Annotated in this window: 2 protein-coding genes; both read right to left on the bottom strand. The window is 33.2% G+C overall.

Annotated features, from left to right (window positions below):
• Nucleotides 1-119: 119 nt before the first annotated feature.
• Entirely contained in the window at nt 120-1,358 is a 1,239-nt protein-coding gene (locus tag ACRC03_RS09135) for an aminotransferase class III-fold pyridoxal phosphate-dependent enzyme (protein WP_438652258.1), read from the bottom strand.
• 13 nt (nt 1,359-1,371) lie between these two features.
• On the bottom strand, nt 1,372-1,867 hold a 496-nt coding region (locus tag ACRC03_RS09130), incomplete at its 5' end, for an SCP2 sterol-binding domain-containing protein (protein ID WP_438652257.1).

Here is a 1,867-nt window from a genome sequence, read left to right as displayed (position 1 = left end):
CCTATATGACCACTTCCTGCCCAAGTAACAGTATCAAGGCATAGTTTTCTTAGTTTATGGGCTTTAGCTTCTAGAAAACTTTTCTCTTCTTTATTAATCAAAGTATTTCCCCCCAGATATTATTTTTTTATAGCTTTATAAGCTTCATTAGCTACTTCTAGTGTATACGCTATATCCTCATCACTAATTGCACAGTTGATGAATAAGTTATGATGATTAGTAAAGAATACGCCCCTCTTTACACATTCACTAACCCATTTTTGATGAAGTATCATAGAATCATCATTGTCATGTCTCATATACCACATAGATGGATGACCACTAACTATAAGGTTAAAATCATGATCTTTAGCTACTGTTTTTAATCCTTCTGTTAGTTTTGTACCTTTCTCAAGCATAAGCTTCGGAGCATCTATTTCTTTTAATTTATTTATTGTAGCAACTCCTGCAGCAAAAGGAACTGCTGAAAGCCAATAGCTACCTGTATACATTAAAGCACTTATAGCCTCTCTATATTTTTCCTTTCCACAAAGTGCGGAGAAATTCCACCCATTACCCAAAGCTTTACAATAACAAGATAAATCTGCTTCGAAACCAAAGTAATGATCTGAACCCTTCATATCTAGTCTAAATCCACATCTTACATCATCTATAATCAAAACTATACCGTAATCATCACATAGCTTTCTTATCTTTTTCCAAAAGTCTTTCTCAGGCATAAGATTATCAGCAAAAATTGGATGGTGATAAGGTGAGCTTATTAAACATGCAATTTCTTCATGTTGCTCTTTTACTATTTTTTCAATACTTTCATAATCATTCCACTCAACATAAATGTTGTTTGCTACATCTTCTTCTACAATTCCCGGTGCTCCAAGTTTTTGAGTCCAAGGAGCTACTCCATGATATCCACCCTTAAACATAATAGTCTTCTTTTTACCTGTAGCTGCCTTTGCTACTAAAAGAGCTAGACTAGTAACATCTCCTCCGTTCTTTGCAAAGAATGCCCAATCAGCCATTTCTATAGTATCAACAAGAAGTTCTGAACAATCTACCATTAAGTCTGATGGACAAGTTATACAGTTTCCAAGCTCTGATTGTTCCCTAACTGCTTTTTCCACATCTTCATCAAGATATCCTAATACAGTAGGTCCATAGGCGCACATATAATCTATAAATCTATTACCGTCCACATCCCAAAAATATGCTCCTTTTGCCTTTGATGAAAATAATGGATACGCTCCAATTGGAGTAAAACATCCATTTACAGGACCTAAATGACCATAGATTCCAGCTGGTATAGTCTTTAATGCTCTTTTAAAAGTTTCTTTACTTTTTGCGTAACTATATATTTCCATAATACCCCTCCAACTATTTTAAATATGCAGGAACTACAAATAGCACCTTGTTAACATTATCAATCATTCCCATATGCCCACTTAATTCTAATCTTTCAAGAGCTATGGCACTATATGAATCTAATTTTCCATTTAATATTTCATTTGCAGTATCAATGTCTTTAAATTTCATAAAAGCTCTTGGTTCTTTAGAATAACTTGGTATAATCTCAAATTTCTTATCATGGCAATGTAAAAATATCTCTAGGTCTTCGTTTTCTATATATATTTTAACAACACCCTCTGGAGTTGACTTTGGAACTCCTTTGTACCTAGATTCATGATTTGCAATAACTGCTAAAGCTGAGAAAGCTACTTTTGCTGTTAGTATGGTATTTATTCTTTTGTATTCTTCATTTTTTAAGAGTTCTTCTGTAGGTTTTAGGTAATAACTTAGTTTGTTTGTTAGTGTTACAAATTCATTAGTAAGGAATTTGATTTTTGTGAATCCTTTTGTAGGAATTGGATTA

It is taken from the genome of Romboutsia sp. (assembly GCF_051659545.1).
Taxonomy (GTDB): Bacteria; Bacillota; Clostridia; order Peptostreptococcales; family Peptostreptococcaceae; genus JBOFOR01.
The sequence above is the reverse complement of the archived record's forward strand: the minus strand, read 5'-3'. Positions and strand labels throughout refer to the sequence as shown.